The organism is Streptomyces sp. NPDC057694, assembly GCF_042799415.1.
In the GTDB taxonomy this organism is placed as follows: domain Bacteria; phylum Actinomycetota; class Actinomycetes; order Streptomycetales; family Streptomycetaceae; genus Streptomyces.
Map to the genome: position 1 here is coordinate 211,725 of NZ_JBHVIX010000007.1, position 25,294 is coordinate 237,018.

At 73.1% G+C, this 25,294-nt stretch carries 16 protein-coding genes; 14 read left to right on the forward strand and 2 right to left on the reverse strand.

The window, feature by feature from the left end; all coding sequences use genetic code 11:
* Nucleotides 1–99: 99 nt before the first annotated feature.
* The 7 genes from ACFVDP_RS18760 (at nt 100) to ACFVDP_RS18790 (ending at nt 16,550) form a co-directional block, all read left to right on the forward strand.
* Nucleotides 100–9,306 (forward strand): hypothetical protein, encoded by a 9,207-nt coding sequence (locus ACFVDP_RS18760; protein ID WP_383490731.1) that lies wholly within the window; start codon nt 100–102, stop codon nt 9,304–9,306.
* Nucleotides 9,303–11,936 (forward strand): right-handed parallel beta-helix repeat-containing protein, encoded by a 2,634-nt coding sequence (locus ACFVDP_RS18765; protein WP_383490733.1) that lies wholly within the window; start codon nt 9,303–9,305, stop codon nt 11,934–11,936. The genes ACFVDP_RS18760 and ACFVDP_RS18765 overlap by 4 nt, the downstream gene beginning before the upstream one ends.
* A gap of 55 nt (nt 11,937–11,991) precedes the next feature.
* Nucleotides 11,992–12,810 (forward strand): ricin-type beta-trefoil lectin domain protein, encoded by an 819-nt coding sequence (locus tag ACFVDP_RS18770; protein ID WP_383490735.1) that lies wholly within the window; start codon nt 11,992–11,994, stop codon nt 12,808–12,810.
* A 111-nt stretch (nt 12,811–12,921) separates the two neighbouring features.
* Complete coding sequence (locus ACFVDP_RS18775) at nt 12,922–13,239, forward strand: DUF6412 domain-containing protein (protein ID WP_383490737.1); 318 nt, start codon at nt 12,922–12,924, stop codon at nt 13,237–13,239.
* Between the two features lie 88 nt (nt 13,240–13,327).
* Nucleotides 13,328–14,092 (forward strand): YidC/Oxa1 family membrane protein insertase, encoded by a 765-nt coding sequence (locus ACFVDP_RS18780; RefSeq protein ID WP_383490739.1) that lies wholly within the window; start codon nt 13,328–13,330, stop codon nt 14,090–14,092.
* Between the two features lie 133 nt (nt 14,093–14,225).
* Nucleotides 14,226–15,083 carry a fumarylacetoacetate hydrolase family protein gene (locus tag ACFVDP_RS18785; protein ID WP_383490741.1) on the forward strand — a complete coding sequence of 286 codons (858 nt, stop codon included), beginning with the start codon at nt 14,226–14,228 and terminating at the stop codon, nt 15,081–15,083.
* Nucleotides 15,084–15,164: 81 nt separating this feature from the next.
* Nucleotides 15,165–16,550 (forward strand): choice-of-anchor A family protein, encoded by a 1,386-nt coding sequence (locus ACFVDP_RS18790; RefSeq protein WP_383490743.1) that lies wholly within the window; start codon nt 15,165–15,167, stop codon nt 16,548–16,550.
* Here the strand turns inward: ACFVDP_RS18790 and ACFVDP_RS18795 are convergent.
* Nucleotides 16,534–17,010 (reverse strand): heme-degrading domain-containing protein, encoded by a 477-nt coding sequence (locus ACFVDP_RS18795; RefSeq protein ID WP_383490744.1) that lies wholly within the window; start codon nt 17,008–17,010, stop codon nt 16,534–16,536. The genes ACFVDP_RS18790 and ACFVDP_RS18795 overlap by 17 nt on opposite strands.
* Nucleotides 17,007–18,089 carry a Gfo/Idh/MocA family oxidoreductase gene (locus ACFVDP_RS18800; RefSeq protein WP_383490746.1) on the reverse strand — a complete coding sequence of 361 codons (1,083 nt, stop codon included), beginning with the start codon at nt 18,087–18,089 and terminating at the stop codon, nt 17,007–17,009. Before ACFVDP_RS18800 ends, ACFVDP_RS18795 begins: the two co-directional genes overlap by 4 nt.
* A 56-nt stretch (nt 18,090–18,145) precedes the next feature.
* On the opposite strand from ACFVDP_RS18800, the gene ACFVDP_RS18805 reads away from it, so the two are divergent.
* The 7 genes from ACFVDP_RS18805 to ACFVDP_RS18835 all read left to right on the forward strand — a co-directional run bounded on the left by ACFVDP_RS18805 (nt 18,146) and on the right by ACFVDP_RS18835 (nt 25,206).
* On the forward strand, nt 18,146–19,318 hold the full coding sequence (locus ACFVDP_RS18805; protein ID WP_383490748.1) for an ROK family protein: 1,173 nt from the start codon (nt 18,146–18,148) through the stop codon (nt 19,316–19,318).
* 177 nt (nt 19,319–19,495) lie between these two features.
* A complete protein-coding gene (locus tag ACFVDP_RS18810; protein WP_383490750.1) occupies nt 19,496–20,242 on the forward strand; it encodes a hypothetical protein in 747 nt (248 codons plus the stop codon).
* Between the two features lie 83 nt (nt 20,243–20,325).
* Nucleotides 20,326–21,102 carry a GntR family transcriptional regulator gene (locus ACFVDP_RS18815; RefSeq protein WP_383490752.1) on the forward strand — a complete coding sequence of 259 codons (777 nt, stop codon included), beginning with the start codon at nt 20,326–20,328 and terminating at the stop codon, nt 21,100–21,102.
* Between the two features lie 191 nt (nt 21,103–21,293).
* Entirely contained in the window at nt 21,294–22,358 is a 1,065-nt protein-coding gene (locus ACFVDP_RS18820; protein ID WP_383490754.1) for an ABC transporter ATP-binding protein, read from the forward strand.
* Nucleotides 22,351–23,223, forward strand: coding sequence for a 2-aminoethylphosphonate ABC transporter permease subunit (locus ACFVDP_RS18825; RefSeq protein WP_383490756.1), 873 nt, complete (start codon nt 22,351–22,353; stop codon nt 23,221–23,223). The genes ACFVDP_RS18820 and ACFVDP_RS18825 overlap by 8 nt, the downstream gene beginning before the upstream one ends.
* An 86-nt stretch (nt 23,224–23,309) precedes the next feature.
* The gene (locus ACFVDP_RS18830) at nt 23,310–24,107 is read left to right on the forward strand and encodes an ABC transporter permease (protein ID WP_383490758.1); all 798 of its coding nucleotides are present in this window, start codon (nt 23,310–23,312) and stop codon (nt 24,105–24,107) included.
* 37 nt (nt 24,108–24,144) lie between these two features.
* Nucleotides 24,145–25,206: a 2-aminoethylphosphonate ABC transporter substrate-binding protein gene (locus ACFVDP_RS18835; RefSeq protein WP_383490760.1), complete on the forward strand. Its 1,062-nt coding sequence runs from the start codon at nt 24,145–24,147 to the stop codon at nt 25,204–25,206.
* The last annotated feature ends 88 nt before the right edge of the window (nt 25,207–25,294 follow it).

Below are 25,294 nucleotides of genomic sequence, written 5' to 3' on the forward strand. Positions count from 1 at the left end.
AATTCCGTGTGCCGGGGGTGAACCGCCCCCGCCTCCCGTGCGTGGACGGGACAGCCAACCCAGGCGACTGTGCCGGTGAGACCGAGGAGGAAGCGGCCGATGCCCCGCCCCGGAGACTGGAACGCCCTCCGCATGGACTCCGATCCCACCCCCGGCGACCCGGTGGGCATCGACGCGGTGATCACGTCGCAAGGCGATCTGGTCGACCTCGCCGACCTCATCGACAAGGGACTCACGGAGGTCCGCGACACCACCGGCGGCGCCTTCGTCGGCAAGACCGGCGACGCGCTGCGGAAGATCATCGACGATGATCTGCGCAAGTACGTGACGACGTTCCGGCAGGCCCAGGAGGACGCCAGGAGCGCCCTGCGCACCTACGCGGGCGTGATGCGCGAGCAGCAGCGCAGGGCCGACGACGCGCTGTCGCAGGCGGCGGCGCTCGACGAGGACGACGAAGACGGCCGCAACGCGCACAAGGCCACCGCGGACGACGCGAAGGACATCCTGGAGCAGGCCGCGCAGACGGCGGCGAGCGCGCTGGAGACGGCGGCGGAGTCCATCGCCTCGCCGATCGACGAGTGCGAGGAGATCTGGAAGGCGCTCGGCTGGCTGGCGCTGATCCTGGTGATCCCGGCGATCCTCGTGGGCGGCCCGGTGGCGCTGTTCGCCATCGCCCTCAACGTGGCGCTGCTGATCAAGACGGCGGTCGACTTCGCCAACGGCGACGCCAGCGTCACCGACCTGATCATGTCGATCCTCGGTGTCATCGCGCCCACCACCAAGGGCCTGAAGGTCGGCCAGCTCTGGAACGGCCTCAAGGGCCTCGGCACCAAGGGCTTCGCCGGCGGCAAGAACCTGCTGACGGGCGGGCCGAACGCGCTCGGGCTCTTCGGCCGGCTCACCCTCGGCCTCGACGACTCCTTCAAGGCCACCAGCGTCTGGCTGAACGGCCTCAAGGGCATGAAGGGCTTCGGCGGCCTGCACTTCTCACCCGGTCTGAACGGCCTGAACGGGCTCAAGGGCCTGAACGGGATCCGCTTCGACCCTGCGTCGCTCGGCAAGAGTTTCGGGTTCTTCCCCGCCGCCGTCGACCTGATGATCATCAACACGGCGGGCGCGAAGTCCTTCTTCGGCCTGCGGGCCCTGGCCACCGGGATCAACGGCATCAAGGGCCTCGGCAGCGGCATGGCGGCCGGGCTGAGCGGCCTGAAGGGGCTGCGGCTCTTCCTGCCCGTCGCGGCGGACGAGATGGGCCATGGCCTGGCCGTGGCGTTGAAGATCGGCTTCATCGACCGCGGCATCTTCGGCATGTACCGCTACGGCGCCTTCGTCAACGGCGAGTTCATCGGCGCGGCCAGCAAGGTCTCCGGCGGTGTGGCGTCCGGCTTCACGCTCTTCACACCCGGTACGGCGCTCACCAGCCTGCCGCACGTCGGCCTCGGCGGCATGCGCACCCCGCCCACCCACGCCGCGGCCGACATCGGCGTGAACGTCGGCTCGGTCGGCATGCACGGCGTGAACATGCCGCCGATGAACCTGGTGCCGGGCGGTGGCCTGCCGGGCTTCGGCGGCGGCGCGGCCATTCCGATGCCGGTGGCGGTCAACTTCGGTTCGCTGCCCGAGTTCGGCGTCTCCTTCGACCTGGCCCCGCCCTCCGTCGGCACGAAGATCGTCGACATCTCCGCGCCGGGCGCGCTCGGCATGTCCGGCGGCGCGCTGAACATGCCGCTGCCCCAACTCGGCCCGGTGCAGAGCATCACCGCCGCCCCGGACGTCTCCGGCCTCACCCCGGGAGCGGCGGCGCCGGGCATCGGCGCGGTGTCCGTACCGGCGGTGGCGATGCCGAACCTGGGGTCGGCCGCCCCTGCTGTCGGCGCCGTGAGTGTGCCGGGGGTGTCGATGCCGAACCTGGGGTCGGTGGCGACGCCGGGTGTCGGCGCGGTGTCCGTGCCCGGAGTGGCGATGCCGCAGCTCGGCGCGGTGCCGCACGTCGGGGCCGTCGCCGGTGGCGTGCAGATGCCGTCGCTCGGGGCCGTCACGGCGCCCTCGGTCGCGTTCGGCGGCGGGGTGGCCCCCGGCGGCCTCTCGGTGAACGTGCCGAACGTGGCGCCCTCGGTCACGTCGCTGGACGCCCCGACGCTCCACGTGAGTTCGCCGAACGCGATCCAGATGAACCTGCCGTCGCTGGGCGCGCAGATCACGGACCTGCCGGGCGCGACGGGCCTGGTCGGGCGGGAGAGCCTGACCGTGCCGGTCGGTGGCCTCAACGCCGCCACGGCCCCGATCACCATGCCCGCGCTCTCCCACCTCACGCCGAACGTGACGCAGATGGAGGTGCCGCCGGTCACCGCCGTCACCGCGGGCGGCCTCACGGGCGCACCGGCGGTCAACCTCGCGCCGCCGACGGCGCCCGTGGTGAACACCGTCGGCCTGACACCGCCGGCCGTGAACCTCGGCACGTCGAACGTGACGGGCGCGGTGGTCAACGCGCCGACCGTCAACGCCTCGGGTGTGTCCGTTCCGTCGGTCGGCGCGGTGACGGCACCGACCGTCAACGCCTCGACGGTGTCGGTCCCTTCGGTGGGTGGGGTGACCGGGGCGGCCGTCAACGTACCCACGGTCAACGCTTCGACGGTGTCGGTCCCGTCGGTGGGCGGGGTGAGCGCGGGGGCGGTCGACGCGCCGACCGTCAACGCTTCGGCCGTGTCCGTTCCTTCGACCGGTGGGGTCACCGCGGGGGCCGTCAACGTACCCACCGTCAACGCCTCGACGGTGTCGGTGCCTTCGGTGGGCGGGGTGACCGGGTCGGGCGTGAACGTGCCCACCGTGAATGCTTCGGCGGTGACGGTTCCCCCGACGAGCGCGGTGACCGCTCCGACCGTCAACGCCTCGGCCGTCAACGCGCCGACCGTCAACGCCTCTTCCGTCTCGGTCCCTTCGACGAGCGGCGTGACCGCGCCGACCGTCAACTCCTCTGCCGTGTCCGTCCCTTCGGCCGGCGGAGTCGACACGCCGGGGCTGGGCGGGGTCGACACGCCGGGCGTGGGCGCCGTCACGGGTGGGGTCGACGCCCCGCCGGTCGCCGGTGCGGTGCCGACCGGGGCCGCCGCGCTGCCGAGCGTCGCGCCGACGGCCCTGCCGCAGCCCGCCGTCGTCCCGGTCGCCGCCGCGCAGTCGGTGCCGTCGACGACGGTTCCCACCCCCGCCTCCGGTGCCCTCACCACCCCGCCCGCCGGGGCCGTGGAGACACCCGCCGCGCCCGGTACCGCCTCCGTCAACGAGGCGCCGGCCGCCTTCGACGGCAGCAGCGTGTCCATCGCGGGCCTCAACGCCCTCTTCCGCGGCGACGACCTCACCCTGGCCGGGTTCGGCGGGGCGAAGTCCGTCTTCACCCAGGACATCCGGGTGAACATGGTCCACGTCGCCTACGACCTCCAGCACACCTTCACGAACATCCCGCACCTGCCCGGCGTACGGGTGGACGTCACCCCCGCCACCCCGGGAGACGGCCGGCTTGTCGACGTCACGGTCCGCGGCAACGGCTCCACCGACGTGCGCACCTCGTCGTTCACCGTCGGGGACCAGCGGATCCTGCGCCTGGAGTACGACCTCCCGAACGGTGGCGGCGTCCGGCGGCTCGACTACGGGCTCGACGCGGCCCAGGGCCACCCCCTCGTGAACGAGGAGGTCATCGACGTACAGGTGACCGGAGGCTCGAACACGGTCTCCATGGAGATGGTGCCGAGCGGCTCCACGCTCCCCGGCGGCACGGGCGCCTCCGCGAACGTCGCCGTCCCCGCGGTCGCCCCGCCCGCCCACCTCACCGTGCACGTGCCGGGCCTCACCGGCGTCCAGCTCCAGGTCCACGCAGGCGGCGCGGCACAGCCCACGGTCACCGTCGCGGGCGCGGCCGGCGGACAGCCCGTCAGGGCCTGGACGGACACGAACGCGGACGGCGTCGTCCAGCTGCACGCCGAGTGGACCCAGGGAGTGCGCTCCTTCCGGTCCGACTTCGCCTTCGACGGGACCGGCTACCACTTCACCGGCGGGGAGCAGACGTTCGCGCTGCGCGGCGGCCACTTCGGCGACTCGACGGTCGTGCTCCGGCTCGACGCGCACAACGCGCCGGTGGGCGTCCAGCACCTCGACGCGGGCGGCCTGCCGCTCGGCGGCGGCCCCGTCCGCCTGGTCGACAACGGTCTGCACGTGCCCACCCCGAACGGCTTCCAGACGCACAGCCCCGTCACCGGCCTGCCCACCCACGACGGCCTGCGGCTGCACGGCAGCGGCGGCCACGGCACGGACCTGCACGTCGTCGCCCCGCACGGCGGCGGCGCCGGGCCGCTGGCCCTGACCGACGAACTGGGCGCGCCCACCCCCGGCACGGTCACCGCACCGGCCGACGGCGGCGGCGTCTACCACGTCACCCGCACCGGCGGCGGCAACCTGGTCGACGTCCACCGCCCCGACGGCGCCTTCTCCCACCAGGCGCTGCCCGTCACCGGCGGCCCCGACGGCGCGTTCGTCCGCCCTGCCGCCGGGCCCGGGCAGGCGCCGACGCTCGTCCACTCCGACGGCACGCCGTTCGACGGCGCCTCGGTGACCGCGCTCGACGGCGGCGGCTTCCGCATCGAGCACGGCGGGCAGCACCTCGTCGTCGACGCGGGCGGCATCCACACCCACGACGCGGTGCCGCTCCCCGGCGCGGGCGGGCAGTCGGTCTTCGCCCACATCCCGGCCGGTGGCCAGCACCCGGTGGCGCACCCGTTCACCGCCACCGGCACCCCCGTCCCCGCCACGACCCTCGTCCGGCACGGCGACACGCTGCACCTCTCGCAGCCCGACGCCACGGTCGCGGTGCACGACGTCCACAACGGCGCCCCGCTCTTCACCGGCCTCCCGGTGGGCGGCGGTGGACTCGGCGGCGCCCTCGTGCGGTTCGGCGACGACGGCCTGCCCACGGGCCTGGTGCGGCCCGACGGCACCCCGATGGCCGGGGCGGGCGTCACCGCGCTGACCGGCGGCGGCTTCCGCGTCGAGCACGGCGCGGTGCACATCGCCGTCGACCCCCGGGGCGGCCTCACCCACCAGGTGGTCACCCTGCGCGGCCCCGCGGGCCCGGGCGCCGACACCTTCGCCTTCACCCGCACCGACGGCACCCTCGAAGCGCACCTGCGGACCGGACTCGGCACGGACCTCATGGGACACGGCGTCGTCCGCGCCCCGGACGGCACCTTCCACATCACCGACGTACGCGGCGACATCCGGGTGCACGGCGCGAACGGCGCGTACTCCTTCGACGCCACCGCGCTGCACGCGCCCGGACTCGACGGCAGGCTCTTCGGCACGCTGCCCGGCGCCGGTGGGCCGCAGCTGCTCGACGGGGCGCTGGCCCCCGTCGCGGGCGGCCGCGTCGTGCCGCAGACCGGCAACCCGGCGGGCGGCTTCCGCGTACAGGACGGCGGACACCACGTCCTCGTCGACGGAGCGGGCGACCTCACGCACCAGGTGGTGCGCCTCGGCCGCGACGACCGGCTCGCGACGGTCCCGACCGTCGCCGGGGGACCCCACACGCTGCGCGGTCCCGACGGCGCCCCGGTCGCGGGCACCACGCTGGCGCCGCTGCCGGGCAACCAACTGCTCGTCACGGACGCCACCACGGTGACCGTCCACGCCGCCGACGGCACCACCAACCTCGAAGCTCTACGCCTCGCCGACGGAAACGGCCTGCGCGGCGCGGAGCACCTCCAGACCGTCGGCAACCCCGTGCCGCGCGTCCTGGACGCCAACCTCCGGCCCGTCGCGGGCCACACGGTCGACACGCTGACCGGCGGCGGCTTCCGCGTCACCGACCCGGGCGGGGACGTACGGCTCTTCGGGGCCAACGGCGACCTGCACGCCACGATCCGCCCGGCGGACAACACCGGCCTCGGGGCACACGTCACCGACGGCGTCCGCGGCACCACCTACGACCTCGCCCGGCTCTCCGACGTGACCCCCGGCACCCCGAACGCCTCCCGCTACCTGGTGACCACCGACGGCCCGCCGCGCGTGGTCGACGGCAACCTCCGGCCGGTGCCCGGCGTCCAGGTCGCCGCGCAGGGCACCGACTTCCGCGTCACCGACGGAGCCGGGGCGCGCGCCGGCGAGTTCCGGACGTACGAGGGCGGGGGCCGCCTCTCCGGCGAGCGGATCGTGCCGTTCCACAAGGGTGCGGTCCAGCCGGGCCGGCACTACGACCTGACCTACCCCGCGGACGGCTCGACCGGCACCTGGCAGCTGGTCAAGCAGACCCCGGGCGGCGTGCCGGCGCACAACGCCAACGCGTGGTTCGAGAGCGGCACCATCGGCGCCAAGGGCCTGGACAACGGCCGCGTCAGCCTCGTCAGCCACTCCGGCAACGACGTGTACGAGCGCCGGCCGCTCCCGGGCGGGCACACCCTGTACGCCTTCCACGGGACCGGCGGGGCGGGCGACTTCTCGCGCACCGGCCAGCGCGGCACCTGGGCCGAGGTCGACGCGGGCGGCACCGTCGTCCGGCACGGCACCCGGCACTGGGGCGAGAGCGGCCGCAGCTGGTTCGACGTGCGCAGCGTCAACGGACTCGACGTCCGCGTACGGCACTTCCAGCTCAACCCCGACGGCGGGCACGTCCTCGGCACGCTGGACAACCACCCCGCCACCCAGTCCCTGGCCACCGGCACCTGGCACCGCTACGACGAGGACTTCCAGCACCTCGCGCAGGGCACCCGCGACTGGGGTGCCGGCCGCGGCTTCACCGACCGGATGCCCGACCCGAACAACGCGGGCCGGACGATCGTCGTGCACGAGAAGTTCGGCCGCTTCCAGGCCAGTCCGCACGACGTGCGCCGCTACTTCCAGCTGGAGATGAACGCCGACGGCACACCGAAGACCAGCTGGGTCTCGCACTCGCCGCAGGCCAAGGAGACCGGCGCGTTCAAGGATCTCGCGGACGGCTCCAGCCTGGAGGTGCGCCGCCTCGCCGAGCAGCGCCCGCCGGTCAACTTCCGCCGCTTCATGACCTTCGACTACCGCACCAGCCAGCTGGAGCACGCCGCGCCCTGGCTCGCCGGGGACAGCAGGCTCCAGGTCGCGCGGTTCACGCAGACCCCGGCCGGCGGCGGGGCGCCGCTGAGCGGCATCCGCTTCACCTCGATGGACTCGACCGTCACCGACATCGTCACCACGCCGGGCGCGGCCAACGTCGGCGAAGTGGTGCGCGAGACGCGGAAGCTGGGCAGCGGCAACGACCTGAAGACCGGCGACGTCGCGCTGCCCACCACCGGCGCCCACCCGAACGGCGTCCCGGCGCAGCCCAACCACCTGCCGTGGTCGGAGGGCGAGGGCAAGCTCCAGGGCACCCGCACCTACGTCAACGGCGAGTTCCAGGTGACGCCGGGCGGCAGCGCCGGCCTCACCGTGAAGTGGCAGGACCAGTTCCACCCCAACCGCCAGGACGGCGACTGGTACACCTCCGGTGGCGGCGGCTGGCACGTGGCGCGCACCGGCCTGTCCGACGGCTCGATGGTCGAGTTCCGCCCCCGTCCGGCGGTGCGGCCCGACGGCAACGCGGGCAGCGGCGACCGGGACTTCCGCGTGCAGGTGCACTCGGGCACCGGCGACTGGACCCGCTTCGACCACCAGGGCTTCGTCCTCTCCCGGTCCGACACCTGGCCGACGCCGAACGGCGCCGGAACCGTCCAGATCACGTCGACCGGCCACGCCGACGGCACCCACTTCACCTGGAACGACGGCAACGGCAACACCGGCGTCCGCTACACCGCGAACAGCCGGGACGTGGACCGCTGGGGCTGGGACAAGGAGTCCTACCAGGACTTCGACGGCGGCCTGCTGGTGCGCGAGCACCGCATCCTCTCCGACGGCGACGTCGCGGACGCCTGGCGCGTCTCGCGGGACGGCAACGGCGTCGAGGTGTGGAACTGGAACAAGATCGACCGGCACGGCAACATCAAGGAGTTCGGCACCGGACAGGGCGACCGCGTCCGCACCTGGTTCGACGGCAACACGGCCCTCACCTCGTGGAAGCCGGGAGCGCGCTGGGAGGACAGCGTCCCCAGCCTGAACCAGAACATCCAGGTGATCCCGGTCAAGCAGACCACCGGCGCCGTCCGCTCCTTCTTCACCGACCAGCCCTTCCGCGTACGGGAGTACACCGCGAACCCGGGCGACGTGTTCAACGCGCACGTCTGGAAGGAGTTCGACACCGGTGTGATGGTCCGCGAGAAGAAGCTGCTGACCAACAACACGTTCCTGGAGAGCGAGGAGTGGGGCAAGCACTGGCGTCAGTACGGCGCCGACGGCATCACCGTCATCAACGAGCGCTCCCTGTCGGGCTACGTCTGGAACACCGACGCCTTCGGCCGGACGACGCTGCTGGACCGCGTCACGCCCGACTGGGCCCACACCCCGGTCGGCCGCGAGACGAACTTCACCGGACTCGCCAACGAGTACCGGGGCTTCAGCCGGATGCTGCGCGAGCCCAACCGGTGGAAGTTCGGCCCGTCGGTCGCCGGTGAGGCCACCTACGCGCCGTTCGTCACCAAGGCGTTCCAGCAACTGGCCATGGAGATGGGCCAGGAGTGGATCGTCGACTTCGTGCTCAACCTCGCCGTCTACGGCATCGCCTCCGCCGCCACCGGGCAGCCGTTCACACCGATGGACGTGGCGAAGGCCGCGTTCGGCGCGACCATCGCCGCCGGCAGCAAGGGCGTCTTCACCACCGGCCACCTGATCGCCGGGCGCGGCGGCGCCTGGAAGAACGGCCTCTCCAACGTCGACGCGGGCAAGCCCTACGGCCTGCGCCCCAACGACGACAGCTGGGGCGCCGAGTGGGCCGGCAACGAGAAGGTCATGCGCTGGCGCTCCGGCGTCTACGACTTCGCCAACAGCTCCATCAGCGGCGCTGTCGGCGCCTTCGCGAGCGGCGCCGCGACCGCCGCCGTCTTCGGAGTGAAGGACGCCAACGGCAACACGGTGTACCTCAGCGGCGCCGACGCCGCGGCGTACGGCGGGGCGGGAGCGCTCGGCGGACTCATCGGCGGGGCGAGCATCGGTGCGGCCCGCAACCTGATGCAGAACAACATCGCCGGCCGCTGGTACCACCGGCAGGGCGTCATGGACATCTTCGTGATGCCGGCGATCGGCAAGATGATCGACAAGTCCTTCTCCACGTTCTTCTTCGGCGCCCAGGTGCGCGACTGGCTCGGCATCACCGCGCCCGCGGCCCCGCCGGAGACGACTGGGGACGGCGGAGGAACCACATGAACCAGCAACCGGTGATCCGAGTCGGCCCCCGCGGCCGGGGCAGCCACCGCACCCTCGCCGACGCGCTCGCCGCCGCCCCGTCCGGCGCCGTGGTGGCGATCGCCCCCGGCGAGTACGAGGAGGAGCTGCACCTGCGCCGCCGGGTCACGCTCGTCCCCGAGTTCGGCGAAGGGTCGGTCGTGGTGCGGCCGCCCGCAGGCGGCGCCGTGACCATCGCCGCGCCCGACTGCGTGCTGCGCGGCCTGACGGTGCGCGGCGCCGACCCCACGCAAGTACTGCTGCGGGTGGCGGAGGCGTCCGCGCTGGCGCTGGACGACTGCGAGGTCGCGCACGGCCGGGTGGAGGTGCTCGGCTCGACCAGGCCGGTGGCCCCCACCGCGCCGGGCGGCTTCCCGGAGATCCCCGACGACATGGCCCCGCTGCTCGACGACCCCACCTCCGGCGGGGTGCTGTGGCTGCGGCGCGTACGGCTGCACGGCGCGCACCACGCGGCGCTGCACCTGCGCGGGGACGCGCGGGCGCACCTGGAGGACACCGTCATCGAGTCCGTGCAGGGCATCGGGGTGGTGCTCTCGGACGCGGCGACGCTCACCGCGGAGCGCCTGCGGGTGCGCGACCACTCCGGCTCCTCGGTGCGGGCCCGCGGCGGGGCGCGGCTCATGATCCGCGACGGCCTGCTGACCGGTGCGGGACGCAACGGGCTGCTGGCCCAGGACGGTTCGACCGCCCTCCTGGAGGACTGCCGGGTCGTGGCACCGGCCCGCGCGGGCGTGCACGCCGAGCACGGCGCGGTCGTGGAACTGCGGGACTGCCGGGTCGTCGACGCGGGCGAGGACGCGCTGGTCGCGGCCGGTGAGGCCCGCCTGCGCGCCGACTCCTGCCGCCTCACGGGCGCGGGCGGCGCGGGCGTCACCGGCGGCGAGCGCTCCACCGTCGAGCTGACCGGCGCCACCGTCGCCGACTGCGCGGCGGGCGCGGTACGGCTCGGCGGCGCGTCCCGGGCCCGGCTGACCGGCAGCGGACTGCGCGGCGGCGGAACCCATCTCCTGACGGTCACCCAGTCGGCGCGCGCCGAGATCGACACCTGCGCGCTGGTCGGCGCGCGGATGGACGGCATCCACACGTCGGGCGAGAGCGCGCTGGTGCTGCGCGACTCGACCGTGACGGGCGGCGAGGCGGGGCTGCGGCTCACCTCGACCGAGCCGTGCGAGATACGCGGAACCCGGCTGGCCGGGCAGAGCGGCGACGGCCTCGTGGTGGCGACGGGCGCCGTCGTGGAGCTGGCGCACGTCGACGTGGTGGCGGCCGGCGGCGCCGGTGTCACCGTGGACGGCGGGGCGCGGCTGGCCATGGACGGCGGCTCGGTGACCGACGCGGCGGGCAGCGGCATCGTCGTCCGCGACGGCGCCGAGCCGGAGCTCCGCGGCGTACGGGTGAGCGGCGCGGGCAAGAACGGTGTGCTGTTCGGCGCCGGTTCGGGCGGCACCCTCACCGACTGCGACCTGTCGGGCAGCGGCTTCCCCGCCGTGCACGTCGGCGCGGGCGCCGCGCCGACGCTGCGCCGCTGCCGGGTCCTGGACTGCGCCCGGGACGTGGGGCTCGCCGACGGCGCGGCCCCCGTCTTCGAGGAGTGCGTCGCCGTGGACGTCACCACCCCGGTGCTGCCCACGAACCTCAGCGGCGCGGCCAAGGCGGGCGGCGCGCCGCCGGTCCGCACCGGCACCGGCGTCCCGGCCGGACCCGTCGCCGGTGCGCCGGTGGCCACGGGCGAGGCCGAGCCGTCCCTGGAGGGCGAGCCGGAGCCCGAGCCCGAGACGCTCGCCGACCTGCTGGGCGAACTGGACGAACTCGTCGGGCTCGACGGCGTGAAACGCGACGTCAGCGGCATGGTCAAGCTGATGCAGACCGTGCGGATGCGGCAGGAGGCGGGCCTGCCCGCGCCGCCGCTCAGCCGCCACCTCGTCTTCGCCGGCAACCCCGGCACCGGCAAGACGACGGTCGCGCGGCTCTACGGCCGGCTGCTGAAGGCACTGGGCCTGCTCGGCCACGGCCACCTCGTCGAGGTCGACCGGTCCGCGCTGGTCGGCGAGTACGTGGGCCACACCGGCCCGAAGACGACCGAGGCGTTCCAGCGGGCCCGGGGCGGAGTGCTCTTCATCGACGAGGCCTACGCGCTCGTACCGGCCGCCGTCGGCAACGACTTCGGCACCGAGGCCATCGCGACGCTGGTGAAGCTGATGGAGGACCACCGCGACGAGGTCGTCGTCATCGCCGCCGGCTACCCCGCCGACATGAACCGCTTCATCTCCTCCAACCCGGGCCTGGCCTCCCGCTTCACCCGCACCCTGCTGTTCGCCGACTACACCTCCCAGGAGGTCGTCTCCATCGTCGAGCACCAGGCGCAGCGCCACCGCTACGAGCTGAGCGAAGGCGCCCGCAAGGCGCTGTCGACGCACATCGAGTCCATCCCGCGCGACGCGGCGTTCGGCAACGGCCGCACCGCGCGCCAGCTCTTCCAGCAGATGACCGAGCGGCAGGCGCTGCGCATGGCCGAGCTGGTCGACCCCGGCACGGCCCAGCTGATGGTCCTGGAGGAGGCCGACCTGCCCGTGCCCAGCGCGCTGCGCTGAACCAGCCGCCCCCGCTCCCGTCCCCCGTCCGACCGCAGCCACCGCCGGAGGTCCCGTGCCACCGACCCGTTTCTCCCAGACGTACACCGACAAGCCGTCCCGCGTGCGGATCGGGCTGATGCCCGGCCGCCGGGTCTTCGTGACGGTGGGGTCGGTCGCCGCCGTCACCGGCGCGGTCCTCGGCGGCACCGCGCTCGCCCACGGGCTCTCCTCGGGGCCGGACAGCTCGCGGTCGGTGCCGCCCCCCGTGCCGTCGGCCTCCGTGTCGCAGAGCCCCACCTCGGCGCCGACGCCCGACGGCTCGGCGAGCGCGACGGCCGCGTCGAAGAGCCCCGAGGAGAAGAAGAAGCCGGCGCCCACCGTCACCGTCCACGCGGGCGCCCCCGCGGCCGGGAGCAGGCCGACCACCGGTTCCGGGAGCTCGGGCTCGGACACGAAGTCGGGGTCGAAGAGTGACGACTCCTCGTCGGACACCACCAAGAAGGCACCCGCGACGACGAAGCTCACGGGCCCCAAGGGGCCGGTCAAGGGCCTCGCCGGCAAGTGCGCCCAGCGGATGTCCGGCGGCCTGCAGCTGCGCGCCTGCGACGGCGGCGCCGACCAGGTCTGGTTCTTCGCCTCCGACGGCACCCTGCGCAACCAGGGCACGTGCCTGTCGACGGCGGGCAACTCGACCAAGGACGGCTCCCGCCTCGTGATGGTGCGCTGCGACACATCGAACGTGCGCCAGTGGCGCATCTCGCCCAACGCGGACGTCGTCAACGTCGCGGCCGACAAGTGCCTGGACGTCGCCAACGCCGCCACCGCGGACGGCACCCCGCTCCAGATCGCCTGGTGCTCGGGGAACACGGCGCAGAAGTGGCAGACTCCCTGAGCGTGCCCCGCCTTCTTCAGCCGCTCGTGACCGAGCCTGTATAACTGGCAGGACGCCTGTTCGGCCGGACACCCGTACGGAACTGATCCGCACGCGAGAGGAGGACGCCGCATGAGTCGCACGAGCACCTGGTCCACGACCCTGCGCCCGGCCGCCCTGCTGCTGTTCCTCCTCGTCGAGTCCGTCCTCGTCGACACCGGCAGCCTCGCCGGGGCCGTCGCGCTCGCCGCGACCGCCGCCGCGGGCTCCGCGCTCGCCGTCTGCTCCCTGCTCACCGCGCGCTCCGCGCCCGCCGTGCCGCCCACCAGCGTGCGCACGGCGATGCGGGACCGCGAGCAGCGCACGGCCTTCCTGCCGCAGCGCGACCCCGACGCGTCGGGGCGCCCCCGCCCCCGAGCACCCGGCCGTCTCGTCCCGACGGCTCGCTGACCGGCGCTCTCCTCCTGCCGGGCCCGCGGTCCGTCACGCCGAAATCCTTTACGTTTCCGGCACGACGAGACCCCCGGAGGGCTCACCCATGTCGTCGTTCATGTCCGTCTTCGCCAGCCTGGTCGAGCACCTGGCCACGCTGCTCCAGCCGCTGTTCCACGCCTCGGCCACCGCCGCCGCGATCGTCCTGTTCACCGCGCTCGTACGGCTCCTCGTGCATCCCCTGTCGCGGGCCGGCGCCCGGGGCCAGCGTGACCGGCTCAAGCTTCAGCCGCGCATCGCCGAGCTCCGGAAGAAGCACAAGAAGAGCCCCGAGGCACTCCAGAAGGCGATCATGGAACTGCACCGCGAGGAGAAGGTCTCCCCGCTCTCCGGCTGCCTGCCGATGCTGTTCCAGATGCCGGCGTTCTTCCTGACCTACCACCTGTTCTCCAACAGCAGCATCGGCGGCGAGCCCAACGGCCTGCTCGGCCACACCCTGGGCGCCGCCCCGCTCGGCGGACGCTTCAAGGACGCGCTCGCGCACGGCGGGCTGTTCGGGGCGCAGGGGCTGGTGTACGTGGCGCTGTTCGTGCTCGTCGCGGTCGTGGCGACCTTCAATTACCGCCGTACGAAGCGGCAGATGGCGCTGTCGGCGGCCGCGACGCCCGCCGCGGACCAGCCGCAGATGCCGGGCATGGGGGCGATGGCGAAGTTCATGCCGCTGATGTCGTTCATGACCCTGTTCTCGGTGGCCTACGTGCCGCTCGCCGCCGCGCTGTACATCGTCACGTCGACGACGTGGAGCTCCGTCGAGCGCGCCGTCCTCTACCGCGACATGCCGTACGCGGGCGCGGCGGCGCTCCCCGTCTGAGCCGGGCGCCGGGTCCAGTCCGTGAACGGGGTATTGCGGACTGGACGCCGAACTTGGAGGATCGACCAGACCTCCGATGGCTGAGGCCGCACCTTGCCATGGAGGCTCCTCCTAGATCAGAGGGAGTTACACCATGAAGCTGCTGCGAGTCGGACCCGCCGGAGCCGAGCGCCCCGCGCTCCTCGACGCCGAGGGAACCCTCCGCGACCTGTCGGGACTCGTCACCGACGTCGACGGGGCGCTGCTCGCGGACGACGCCGCGCTCGACCGGGTACGGGCGGCTGCCGCCTCCGGGGAGCTGCCCGCCCTTGACTGCGCGGGCCTGCGCGTCGGTCCGCCGGTGGCCCGGATCGGCAAGGTCGTGTGCATCGGCCTGAACTACCACGACCACGCCGCCGAGACCGGCGCCGAGCCGCCCGCCGAGCCCGTCGTCTTCTTCAAGGCGGCGGACACGGTGGTCGGCCCGGACGACACCGTGCTCGTCCCGCGCCGCTCCACCAAGACCGACTGGGAGGTGGAGCTGGCCGTGGTCATCGGACGTACGGCCCGCTACGTCGAGTCCCACGAGGCCGCGCTCGCCTGCGTCGGCGGCTATGCGGTCGCGCACGACGTGTCGGAGCGCGAGTTCCAGATCGAGCGCGGCGGCACCTGGGACAAGGGCAAGAACTGCGAGACGTTCAACCCGCTCGGACCGTGGCTGGTGACCCCGGACGAGGTGCAGGACCCGCAGGCGCTCGGCCTGAAGCTCTGGGTCAACGGCGAACTCAAGCAGGACGGCAGCACCGCCGACCAGATCTTCCCCGTGGCGGAAGTGGTCCGTTACGTCAGCCAGTTCATGACCCTCTACCCCGGCGACGTCATCAACACCGGCACACCGGCGGGCGTCGCCATGGGCCAGCCCGAGCCGAAGCCGTACCTGCGGGCCGGTGACGTGGTGGAGCTGGAGATCGAGGGGCTGGGGCGGCAGCGGCAGGAGCTCAAGCCGGCCTAGGCGCTCCGCTCGGGGGCCCGTTCGGGGGTGCCGGGGGCGTGTCTGCTCCCGGGCGGGGCGGGGACTTCACATAGTGCGCTCATGGGAAAAATCAGCGCGCGCATGTCCGTCGCCGCCATGGCCGCCCTGCTGGTCGGAGGCGCGGCCGGGGCCGCCGTCGCGGATCCGCTGCCCGGCGGGCTCGGTCCCTGTCTGGGGAGCCAGTGCCCCGACGCGTACCCGGACCCGAACAACGGCGCCCCGGCCGGGCGGGACAGCAACATCAACGTCTTCGTCGGCGGGGACATGCTCGTCCGGCGCTCCGCGGCGGAGGCGGAGGGCAAGGTCGTCGTGCTCGGCGACTTCGACCAGGACAAGGACGCCGGGGTCTCGCAGCTCTACAACGTGGGCGTCGCGGGCGTCGGCTCGCGCGTCCCGCCCCCCGACGGCACCGACTTCCTCACCGTCGGCGGGAACGTCACCGTCGACTCCGGCGAGCGTCTCGCCGTGGAGGACGCCAGCGCCCACGGCGACGTACGGTACGGCGGCACGCTCACCGGGACCGTCGAGACCGACCACGTCCGCGACGCCGACGCCACGAAGCCCTACACGGCACTGCGCAAGCAGTTGCAGGACGCCAGCCACTGCTACGCGTACGACGGCGCCGCCCACCGCACCGCGACCGGCACGGCCGTGAACGACGGCAGCAGCACCGTCTTCACCGGCGACGGCCGGTCCCCGATCCAGGTCTTCGACGTCGACTTCGACCTCGTCGGCAGGAGCGGCGGCCAGGAGGGTTTCTCGTTCTCCGGGATTCCGTCCGGCGCCACCGTCCTCGTCAACGTCTACGGGGACGCGCGCGAGATCAACACGTACGAGGCGATGCTCCCGGCCGCGCTCCGCGACCGGCTGCTGTGGAACTTCCCCGACGCCACGGACGTGACCCTCGCCGGCAGCACCCAGTTCTCCGGCAGCACCCTGGTGGGCAACCCGGCCAGTACGACCACGGTGACCATGTCCGGGTTCAACGGGCGGTTCTACACCGCCGGTTCGCTCACCCACGCCTCATCGGCCGGGGGTGGCGGGGGCCAGGAGTTCCACGCCTACCCGTTCGTGGGCGACCTGCCGTCCTGCGACGACGTCAGCCCGACGCCGACGCCGACGCCGACGCCGACTCCCACCCCGACCCCGACGCCTACTCCCACCCCGACTCCTACGCCGACGCCCACGCCTACTCCCACACCCACGCCGACGCCGACCCCCACTCCCACCCCCACTCCGACGCCCAGCCCCACTGACAGCACGCCCGGCACGACAAGCGGTGGCAGCGGCGGTGGCAGTGGCGGCACCGGGGGCGGAGAGCTGGCCGAGACAGGGTCGCCCGGGGGAGTGGTGGTGCTCGGCGGGATTGCCGCGGCCACGCTGACGGCGGGCGCGGCGATCGCCGGTGCGGCGCGCAGGCGGCGCGGGATCAGCTCGCGTCGATGAAGCGGCCGAGGGCCTCCACCACGAGGGCGTGGTCCTCCAGCTGGGGGAGGCCCGAGACCACGACCGTGCCGACGACTCCCGTGCCCCGCACGGCGATCGGGAACGCGCCGCCGTGGGCCGCGTACGTGTCCGGGTCCAGGCGCGAGGAGTCCTCGAACGTCGTGCCCTTGGCGCGGAAGCGGGTGCCGACCAGCAGGGACGAGACCTGATAGCGCTCCACCACGCGGCGCTTGCGGGCGATCCACGCGTCGTTGTCCGGCGTCGAGCCGGGCAGCGCCGCGTGGAAGAGCTGCTGGCCGCCGCGCGAGATGTCGATCGCCACCGGCGCCCGGCGCTCGCGGGCCAGCTCCACCAGCAGGTTCCCGAGCCGCCAGGCGTCGTCGTACGAGAACCCGTCGAGGACCAGGCGGCTCTCCTGCTCCTCCAGGGTGGCGATGTCGGGAGCGGAAGGGGTGCTCACAGGGTCACCGTCACCTTCTGGTCGGCGGAGCGGCGGGCCGCTTCCAGGATGTCGAGGGCGTCCGCCGCCTGCGTGGCGGGCACCGGGTTCGGGGCGCCGTCGCGCAGGGCGGCGGCGACGGCGGCGTAGTACGCGGGGTAGTCACCGTCGACCGTGGGCCGCGGGCTGCCGCCGCCGGTCGCCGGGGACTCCCCGGAGCCGACCCGGCCCCACATCGACTCGCACTCCACACCCCACGGCTCACAGGCGACGGGCCGCTTGCCGTCGCGCAGGGCCGCCTCCTGCGGGTCGAGGCCGTACTTCACGTAGCCCGCCCGCGAGCCGAGCACGCGGAAGCGCGGGCCGAGCTGGGCCGTGGTCGCGGAGACGTAGAGGTGCGAGCGGACGCCGTTCGCGTGCGTGATCGCGATGAACGTGTCGTCGTCGGCCTCGGCGCCCGCGCGCCGCACGTCGGACTCGGCGTAGACGGCGACGGCCGGGCCGAACAGCACCAGCGCCTGGTCGACCACGTGGGAGCCGAGGTCGTAGAGCAGGCCGCCGATCTCCTCCGGGTTCCCGGACTCGCGCCAGCCGCCCTTGGGCTGCGGGCGCCAGCGCTCGAAGCGCGACTCGAAGCGCCAGACGTCGCCCAGCTCGCCGTCCTTCAGCAGGGCCTCGATGGTCAGGAAGTCGTTGTCCCAGCGGCGGTTCTGGAAGACCGAGAGCAGCAGCCCGCGCTCGTCGGCCAGCGCCGCCAGCTCGCGGGCCTCGGCGGCCGTGCCCGCCACCGGCTTGTCGACGACGACGGGCAGGCCCGCCGCGAGCGCGGCCTTCGCGAGGGGTACGTGCGTCTTGTTCGGGGACGCGATGACGATCAGGTCGAGCTCGTCGGCCCGCTCCCACAGCTCGTCGGGGGAGGCCGCGAACCGCAGCCCGTCGCCGTGCTCGGCGCGGGCCTGGGCCTGCCGCTCCGGGTTCGAGGTGACGACCGTGTCGAGGGTCAGGCCCTCGGTCGCGGCGATCAGCGGGGCGTGGAAGACGGAGCCCGCGAGGCCGTAGCCGATCAGGCCCACGCGAAGAGAAGCACTCGTACCAGTCATGCCTCCCACTTAAACAACGCTGTTGCCAAAGTGCAAGCGGGAGGGACAATGGAGCGGTGAACACCCATGTCCCGCACGCCCCGCACGTCAGGCCCGCCCCCGCAAGGCCCACCGCGGGCGTGAACCTGACCGCCCTGCGCGGACACAACGCCGCCCTCGTCCTCGACCTGCTGCGCACCGCGGGGCGGACCGGGATCAGCCGGCTCGAACTCGCCGAGCGCACCGGTCTCACCCCGCAGGCCGTCAGCAAGATCACCGCACGGCTGCGGGAGGAGGGCCTCGTCGTGGAGGCGGGCCGCCGCGCCTCCACCGGCGGCAAGCCGCGCACCGTCCTCGGCCTGGTGGCTGGCGCCGGGCACGCGATCGGCCTGCACCTGGACCGCGACGAACTGCACGCCGTCCTGACCGACCTGACGGGGACGGTCGTCGCGAGCCGCCGGGTCCCGCTCGACCTGGGCGCGGGCGCCGGGGCCGTCCTCACGGCCGCGGCCTGCGAGGTGGACCGGCTGCTCGACGGGGTCCCCCAGGGGCAGGCGCTCGGCGTCGGCGTCGCCGTGCCCGGCCCGCTCGACCACACCGACGGCGTGCTGCACCGGGTGACGGGCTTCCCGCAGTGGGACGGCTTCCCGCTGCGCGACGCGCTCGCCGAGCGGCTCGGGCTGCCGGTCGTCGTCGACAAGGACACCAACGCCGCCGCGCTCGGCCTCGCCCTCGGGGCCGACGGCGACGGCGCGCGCTCCTTCGTCTACCTCCACCTCGGCACCGGCCTCGGCGCCGGGCTCGTCCTCGGCGGCAAGCCGTACCGCGGGGCGCGGACCGGGGCGGGGGAGTTCGGCCACCAGGTGATCCAGCTGGACGGCCCGCGCTGCGACTGCGGCAACCGCGGCTGCATCGAGGCACTGTGCCTGGCCGCCGTCGCGCGGGGCACCGACGCCGGCCTCGACGAGGCCGCGCGCGTGCTCGGCGAGGGCGCGGGGAACCTGGTGAGCCTGCTCGACATCGACGCCGTCCTGCTCGGCGGCCGGACCGTCCTCGCCGCCGAGGACCGGTTCGTGGACGGCGTCGGCGCGGTGCTCCGGGCGCGGGCGCGGCGCGGGGGATGCGGGCCGGCGATACCGGTGCGCGGGGCGCCCGGCGGCGCCACCCTCGTCGTCGAGGGCGCCGCGCAGCTGATCCTCGCGCCGCTCTTCGGCCGGGGCGACGGGGCCTTCCCCGCCCACCAGAGCTGACCGGCCGGGAGACGGCTCGAACTGGGCCGACCGAGGGCTCTTCGCGGGCTATTTGATGGTTATGGGCTTGTAGACGGCCGTGGCGCGGCCGTCGCGCCGGGCGGGAGTGGCATGGTGCGGGGCCACGGCTGCGGCCGTGCCCGCGACCGCTCGACCCCGGACCAGCAAAGGCCCCGCATGCGACTGCGCCGTCCGATCGCTCTCGCCCTCACCGCGACCGCCGCCACCCTCGCCCTCGCCGGACCGCCCCCGGCGATGGCGCACGGCGAAGCCCCGGCCGTACGCGAGAGTCTCCGCGACATCTCCTGCGACGCGGCGGCGGACGGAACGCGCTTCCCCGTCGACGCCCGTATCGACCCGGGGCCGGACGCCTACCACCCCGGCGACGGCTACCGCCGCTGGTCGATCGAGCTCACCAACACCACCGGCACGAGCTGCGCGGCCATCCACCCCGTCCTCGTACTCGTCGACAAGGACCGGAAACTGAAGGCCCGCCAGATCCGGATGGAGTTCCACGACGGCTCCCGCTGGCGGCCCGTGCCCTTCGAGCACACCGACCAGGACGAGAACATCGGCGTCCTCGACGACGGCTTCCCCGGCTTCCCCGTCGGCGCCGGAAAGACGGTCACCGCCGAGGTCCGCCTCGCCTTCACCGCGGGCACCCGCCCCGGCCGCGTCGTCGCCGACGCCGCCGTCGTGCAGCGCCGGGGCGACGACGGCGACTGGGTGGGGGAGTCCGGCAGCTACCCCTTCGCCATCACCCCCGCCGACGGGACGGGCCCGTCCCCGGCCCTGCCCGACCAGCTCGCCGCGACGGGCCGCGACGCCTCCCTGCTCGGCCTCGGGGCCACCGCCTGCGCCCTCCTCGCCGCGGGCTGCGCCCTCATGATCGGCTCCCGCCGGATGCGCGCACCGAGGCACTGAAACCGGCCGTCCCGTACCCGCTCCGCACCCGCCCCGGGACCCGCCGACCCGGTCCGTTCACCCGCGTCTGGGACCATCCCCGCGTGGACCACCCGAACTACCCGCACGCCCAGGCCCCCGGCGCCCCCGTGCGCGACGGCATTCCCGAGCACGGCCGGATCCCCAAGTACTACGCAGTGAAAGCGCAACTCGGCGCACTCATAGCCGAGTTGGGCGAAGGCGAGGCGCTGCCCACCGAACGCGACCTGGCCGTCCGGCACAGCGTGTCGCGCGAGACCGTCCGGCAGGCGCTGCGCGAGCTGCTGCTCGAAGGGCGCCTGCGCCGTCGCGGCCGGGGCACCGTTGTCGCGGGTCCCAAACTGGAGCAGCCGCTCTCCCTGGCCTCGTACACCGAGGGCGTGCGCCGCCAGGGCCGACGGCCCGGCCGCACGCTCATCGGGCTCGACCGCTTCCCGTGCCCGCCCGCGCTCGCGCCCGAGATCGGCCTGGAGCGCGGCGAACCCGTCTGGCACATGGAGCGGGTGCTGCTCGCCGACGACGAGCGGGTCGGCCTGGAGTCCACCTACGTCTCCGTGGCCCGGATGCCGCACCTCGACCGCGACTTCGACCCCGACTCGTCCTTCTACTCGTACGTCCACGAACGCCTCGGCATCGACTTCGGCTCCGCCGACGAACGCATCGAGACGGTCCTCGCGACACCCCGCGAGGCCCTGCTCATCGGCACCCCGCCCGCGCTGCCCATGCTCCTGATCCACCGCGTCTCCTACGACCCCGGGGGCGACCCCACCGAGCGGGTGCGGACGCTGTACCGCGGCGACCGGTTCTCCTTCACCACGCGGCTGGGCGGAAACGAGCGGTAGGGGCGACAACTCCCTTTTCAGCCAGGCCGCTTGAGCCATTTCGACGCGCGATGATAACGGGAATGTAACGGGTCTAGGCCAACCTTGGGAGCCCGTTCACCGTCCCGTTGCCGAGTGGACCGGCCCGGGACACCCGCCTTGAGGAGCGTGGGCGCCGTGAGAGCACTGGAAGACAGAGAGGTTGAGGCCTGATGACGCAGGGCCGCAGCGGCATCCGGTTCGACCGGGTCTGTGTCGCGTACGGCGGGAACACCGTGCTCGACTCCCTGGAGCTGACCGTCGAGCCCGGTGAGGTGATGGCCCTGCTCGGGCCGTCCGGATCCGGCAAGACCACCGCCCTGCGCGCCGTCGCCGGGTTCGTGAGACCGGCATCCGGCCGGGTGTTCATCGGGGACCGCGACGTCACCGACCTGCCGCCGCACCGGCGCGGGATCGGCATGGTCGTGCAGAGCTACGCGCTCTTCCCGCACCTGCGCGTCGCCGACAACGTCGCCTTCGGGATGCGCGCGCAGAAAGTACCCAAGAGCGAGATACCCGGACGGGTCACCGAGGCCCTCGAACTCACCGGCATGGCGGAGTACGCGCGCCGCTACCCGCGCGAACTCTCAGGCGGCCAGCAGCAGCGCGTCGCCATCGCACGTGCCCTCGCCATCCGCCCCGGGGTGCTGCTCCTCGACGAGCCGCTCTCCGCGCTCGACGCCCAGCTCCGCTCCGGCATGCTCGGCGAACTGGCACGGCTGCACCGCGAGTTGCCCGACGTGTCGATCCTCTACGTCACCCACGACCAGGTCGAGGCGCTGACCCTGGCCGACCGGATCGCCGTCATGGACAAGGCGCGGCTCCAGGACGTCGGCACCCCGCAGGAGCTGTACCGCACCCCGCGCACCGAGTTCACCGCGTCGTTCGTCGGCGGCGCCAACCTCCTCCCGGTACGCGTCGGTTCGGGCTCGGTGGCCTTCGGGCAGGCCGAGCTGAAGGTGCCCACGGACGGCGTCGCGGCCGGCGCCTCGGCCACGCTCTGCGTCCGCCCGCACCTCGTCGGACTCGGCGACGGGCCCAACGCGCTCACCGGCACGGTCGCCGACGTGCAGTGGCGGGGCTCCACCCACCGGCTGTACGTCGAGGTGGACGGACGCCAGGTCAAGGCGGACGTCCGCGAGCTGCGGCAGCCGCCCGCGCTCGGCGAGCGGGTCACCGTGCACTTCGCGCCCGAGGACGCGGTGCTGCTCCGCGCGGGGGTGGCCGAGGATGACTAGCGTCACGCTCGACGCCCCGGCCGAGGCCGCCCCCAAAACCCGCCGTTCCGTGGGCGGTTGGGTGTGGGCGCTGCCGCCGGTCGTCGCCCTCGCCGTCGTCTTCCTCTACCCGCTCTTCCTCGTCGTCCAGCAGTCCCTCCAGCCCGACACCGGCGGGACCTCCCTGAAGCCGTACACCGACGTCTTCGCCTCGACGGCGTTCCGCGAGGCGCTCGGTACGACCGTGTGGCTCGCGGTCGGATCGACGGCCGGATGCCTCGTCCTCGGGTTCACGCTCGCGCTGATCATCGCGTTCGTGCCGTTCCCCGGCGGCAGGGCCGTCGCCAAGTTCATCGACGTCTTCCTCTCCTTCCCGTCCTTCCTCATCACGCTCGCCCTGCTCTTCGTGTACGGGCAGGTGGGCATGGCCAACGGCCTGTGGCGGGACGCGACGGGCGCCGCCACCGGGCCCTTCCAGTTCCTCACCACCCCGTGGGGCGTGCTGCTCGCCGAGATCACGTACTTCACGCCGTTCGTGATGCGGCCGCTGCTCGCCGCGTTCTCGCAGGTGGAGACCGCGCAACTGGAGGTCGCCTCGTCGCTCGGGGCGCGGCCGGGCCGGATCGTGCGGCAGGTGATCCTGCCCGAGGCGTTGCCGGCGCTGGCCGCCGGGGGGTCGCTGGTTCTCGTGATGTGCCTGAACGAGTTCGGGATCGTGCTGTTCACCGGGGCCAAGGGGGTCACCACGCTGCCGATGCTCGTGTACAGCAAGGCCATTTTGGAGTCGGACTATCCGGGGGCCTGTGTCGTGGCGGTCGTCAATGTGGCCATCTCCGTTGGGCTGTACGGGATTTATCGGGTGGTGAGTCGCCGTGTGGGTGCGTGATGCGTTGCCGAGTGCGGCTTGTGGTGGGTTGCTCGCGCAGTTCCCCGCGCCCCTGAAGGGGCGCCTTCACTCAGGGGAGTTTTCTCGTGCTGGTGCATAGCCGTACAGGCAAGTGGGCCACCTGGGGTGTCTTCTTCGTTCTCTTCCTGCCCCTCTTCGCCCTTCCCCTTCTCGTCATCGTCGCCGCCTCCTTCGCCACCAACTGGTCCGGGGCCTTTCCCTCCGGGGTCACCGGGAGCCACTACTCCGCCGCCACCAGCGGGGACTCGCTCACCGCGTTGACCACCAGTCTGGTCACCGCCGTCACGGCCAGCGTGCTGGCGCTGCTGGTCGGCGGGTGGGCCGCGCTGGCCGCCGCCTCGCTGAAGAAGGGCGGGCGCCGGGCCATGGACGCGCTGTTCATGCTGCCCGTCGCGGTGCCGTCCGTCGTGGTCGGACTCGCGGTGCTCGTGGCGTTCAGCAAGCCGCCGATGCTGCTCAACGGCACCCGCTGGATCGTCATCATCGCGCACACGATTCTTGTCACGGCGTTCGCCTACCAGTCGGTCTCGGCCGCCATCGTGCGTCTCGACCCGGTCTACGAACAGGCCGCGGCGTCGCTCGGCGCCCGGCCCGCGTACGTCCTGTGGAAGGTGAAGCTGCCCCTGCTGCTGCCGTCCCTGAACGCGGCGGCCGGGCTCTGCTTCGCTCTGTCCATGGGTGAGTTGAGCGCCACGATGATGCTCTACCCGCCGGACTGGATGCCGCTGCCGGTACAGATCTACGCGACCACCGACCGCGGCTCGCTGTTCACCGGTTCCGCGATCGCGGTGGTCCTGATGGCCGCGACGCTGATCGTCCTGCTCGCCGTGTCGCGGATCCGCACCAAAGCCTCGTACCGCTGACCCTCCCTTCCCACAGCCCAACGGAGTTCACCTCGCCATGCGCAGAAACACGCTCACCGCCGTAGGCGCCGTCACCGGCAGCCTCGCCCTCGCCGCCTCCCTGACCGCCTGCGGCGGCAGCTCCGCCGCCTCCGACGAGAAGGTCGTCACCGTCTACAGCGCCGACGGCCTCAAGGGCGAGAACGGTGACGGCTGGTACGACAAGGTCTTCAAGGACTTCACCGCCAAGACCGGCATCAAGGTCAAGTACGTCGAGGGCGGCTCGGGCGAGGTCGTCCAGCGCGCCGTCCGCGAGAAGACGAACACGCAGGCCGACGTCCTCGTGACGCTGCCGCCGTTCATCCAGCAGGCCGACGGCAAGGGCCTGTTGGCGAAGTACGGCCCCGAGGGCTCCGACCAGGTCGACGGCGCCGACAAGGGCGCCGACGGCACCTGGACCTCCGTCGTCAACAACTACTTCGGCTTCATCTACAACAAGAAGGAGCTGAAGACACCGCCCACCACGTGGGAGGAGCTCCTCGACGGCTCGTACAAGAACAAGCTCCAGTACTCCACCCCGGGCGTCGCCGGCGACGGCACCGCCGTCGTCGTCAAGGCCCTGCACGACTTCGGCGGCAAGCAGGCCGCCATGGACTACCTGAAGAAGCTCCAGGCCAACAACGTCGGCCCGTCCGCCTCCACCGGCAAGCTCGCGCCCAAGGTCGACAAGGGCGAACTCCTCGTCGCCAACGGCGATGTGCAGATGAACTACGCCCAGGCCAAGACCATGCCCAACCTCGGCATCTGGTTCCCGAGGACCACGTCGGGCAAGCCCACCTCCTTCGCCCTCCCGTACGCGGCCGGGCTCGTGAAGAACGCCCCGCACACCGCCAACGGCAAGAAGCTCCTCGACTTCATGCTCGCCGCGAAGCAGCAGCAGGAGGTCAGCGCCATCGGCGGCGGCTTCTCCGCCCGCGCGGACGTCAAGGCCACCGACGAGAACGCCATCGCCCTCGCCAAGATCATGGACGGCGTGGAGATCTTCGAGCCGGACTGGAACGACATCGACAAGAACCTGACGGCGTACGTGGACGACTGGAAGTCCGCGACCGGCAGCTGAGTCCATCGCACGGTGACGAATGTCCATGGGCATTCGCGTCCGTGTCACCAAAAGATAACGGGTCTGGTCCAACTCCCCGCTGGAATGG